The organism is Pedobacter sp., assembly GCF_035317785.1.
Classification (GTDB): domain Bacteria; phylum Bacteroidota; class Bacteroidia; order Sphingobacteriales; family Sphingobacteriaceae; genus Pedobacter.
On record NZ_DATHGC010000221.1, the window covers coordinates 1 to 3,066 of the forward strand.

A 3,066-nucleotide genomic window follows, 5' to 3' on the forward strand; every position below is an offset into this window, starting at 1 on the left:
AGAAGCGCAGGCTGGCCTATGCAGGTTCACCACAACATTTCTTTACTTCGCTGTACAAGGGCACCAGTAAGGCAGAGGGTTTTCTGATCAATAAGATGGTCAAAGCTCCTAATCCCAAAAGGCCTGCAGACCCTGTGATTGACAAAAGAATTAAGCTTTTTTCTGAAAACCTGCGTAAGGGCATCAAGGTAAGAAAAGCAAAAGATTCACTGAAGTATTGGCTGAACATGAAAAAGGAAGCGGATACGCTGGAAGTACTCGTTAGAAAAGAAGTGCCTTTAGATTCACTGGTCAGCCCCAGATCAGCGCACATGAAAACCATGAGTTTTAAGGATGCGCTGTATATCATTTATGAGAAGGAAAAAGAAACCGCAGATTTCAACAGGCACCCCGAGTATAAGATCAAAAGGCCAGATGATTTGGGCAGGAACCAGATTTCACTGGCCTATCAGCTCGGCAAATGGGTGGGCTTTTATGAAAGCGGTGTTGTGAACGACCCCGGCTCCCTTTTGTATGAGGGTGTCTGGGCTTACAAAATGGTAGGCGATATGGTTCCCTTGGATTACTTAATGCCTTATAAATAACAGCCCTGATGCCTTAATATGTAATTCGCTGTCATAAATTAATTATTAACCTCTCAAAAAATAACAGTTATGAAACGTCCATTATTTGTTTTACTGTTTATTACTGCCGCCGCATTGCTTGCTTTTGCGCCGCGGATGGCAGAACCTGTGGAAAGGTTTGTCACCGCGCTTGAGCGCTGGACAGACGACAATCCGCAGGAGAAAGTATACCTGCATATGGACAAGCCTTATTATGCAGTTGGCGACACAGTCTGGTTTAAGGCTTATGTCACCGTTGGCAGCAGCCACCAGTTGTCCAAACTGAGCGGAGCGCTTTATGTAGAGCTGATCGATGAAAAAGACTCTTTGCTCAACTCCGTCAAGCTGCCGTTGACAGCTGGAATGGCCATGGGCGATTTTACCCTGGGCGATGAGTATAAGGCAGGTAATTTTCGGATCAGGGCATATACGCAATGGATGCGCAATGCGGGGCCAGCGTATTTCTTTGACCATACCTTTGCTGTCGGCGATCTTTTAGGTACAGACAGTCCTGGCAGCGCCGCAGGAAAAAGCAGGGCAAAGACCCATCAGGCTGGAAGGGGAAATAAGTCTAAGGCAGACCTGCCACCGGATTCTCTTTCCAAAAGCGAGGTCCAGTTTTTTCCCGAGGGGGGCAATATGCTTAATGGGGTTAACTCGCGCATCGGGTTTAAAGCCGTAGGGGTACTTGGTCGCGGAGTTGCCGTAAAAGGGCAGGTGCTGGACAACTCTGGAGAGGAAATAACCAGTTTTGAGAGTTTGCATGCCGGAATGGGGGTGTTCAACATCAGGCCGCAGACTGGTAAGACCTACAGTGTCAGGATGACTTTTGCAGATGGTTCGGTAAAAACCATTGCCCTGCCCCGTGCTGCGGATCAGGGTTATACACTGGGTGTTTTTCAGCCCAGGCGTGACAGTGTTTTAGTGCGGATCAAGACCGTGTCAGGAACTTTTCAGATGCCGCAATCGGTCAGCCTGGTGGTGCAGTCCGGTGGAGAGACCATTTTTGCCTCGCAGGTGAAGATCGCCAAAGTGATCACCTCAGTATGGGTTCCCAAACGTGATTTTCCTACAGGCATCGCCCAGTTTACGATTTTTGACGGACGGGGCGAGCCTTTAAACGAGCGGATCGCTTTTATAAAAAGCAATGACGGGATGGAACTCGACATCAGTTCTGCTAAAAAGATCTATAAAAGCAGGGAAAAGGTCACCATAGACCTGGAGTCCGTTAACAGTTTTGGTGAGGCTGTTCCGGGCAACTTTTCGGTCTCGGTGATTGATGAAAGCAAGGTGCCGCTTGATGAGGCCAGTGAAAATACGATGCTGTCCAGCCTGCTGCTCAGCTCGGATATCAAAGGGTACATTGAGCAGCCCAATTATTATTTCACAAAAGAATCTTACGAGGTAAACAAAGCTTTGGACAACCTGATGCTGACGCAGGGTTATCGCCGGTTTGCCTGGAAAGAAATACTCAGCACAACTTCTGCAAATAAACCATTGTACAAAGCAGAGTCTCTCGGCACAGAAATATCCGGCCGGGTCCTCACCCTGTCGGGTACGCCTGTGGTCAATGGTACGGTAACGGTGATGTCGCTGTCACCGGGATTTATTGAAAACACACGGACAGACGCCAGCGGCCGGTTTGCTTATAAACCGATCATGCTGGCAGACAGCCTGAAGTTTGCCGTGCAGGGCCGTACCGCAAAGAACGGAAAGAAAACAGAAGTAATCCTGGATGAAGTTCCTGAGCAGGGAATGACTGAAAATAAAAATAAACCGGGCTTTAGCGACGATATCGCGCAAGATACGAAGGTGTACCTGGAGAACAGTAAAAAGCAGGACGAGCTTTTGGCAAGGACCAGTGGACTGAATCGGGTGAACAGGCTGAAGGAAGTGCACATCAGGGCTACAAAGACACCTTTCGGGAGCACGATAAGAGAAAGTCAGGCCGACCAGGTGTTCAGGCCAAAAAAAGGCCAGCCATGCCGGACGCTTAAAGAGTGTATCGAGGAAATGGACAATAACAGAAGCGTGAATTTTGTTTTCGCAAGTGGCGGCTGGGCACCTATGACCAAAGACGGTCATCCTTATACAGTGATGATCGATGGTTTTATGCCGCAATTTGAGGACTATGCCAATTTGTTTGACGGTGACGGCTCAAATATCGATAAAATCTATTTTTCATTCATCAGCCGGGGCATCAGTTTCAGGCTGGCCAGGGGGCGTGATGCTCTGTATGTGATGGCCATTTATACCAAGTCAGGCAATTACCGGACGAGGTACACTCCTGGTATTGCCAATATTAAACCAAAGGGTTTCAATAAGGCCAGGGAGTTTTATTCATCACGTTATGACAGACCTGCCTTGGGTCATCAGCTGCCAGACCTGCGGTCGACCATCTACTGGAACCCTAAGATCAAGACTTTTGCAAGCGGAAGGGCAAGCTCCAGCTTTTTTAATGCGG

At 48.3% G+C, this 3,066-nt stretch carries 1 protein-coding gene and 1 pseudogene; both read left to right on the top strand.

The window, feature by feature from the left end:
- Positions 1-584, top strand: a pseudogene (locus VK541_RS13430) (carboxypeptidase-like regulatory domain-containing protein); the annotation flags it as partial.
- 69 nt (positions 585-653) lie between these two features.
- On the top strand, positions 654-3,066 hold a 2,413-nt coding region (locus tag VK541_RS13435; protein WP_324370844.1), incomplete at its 3' end, for a hypothetical protein.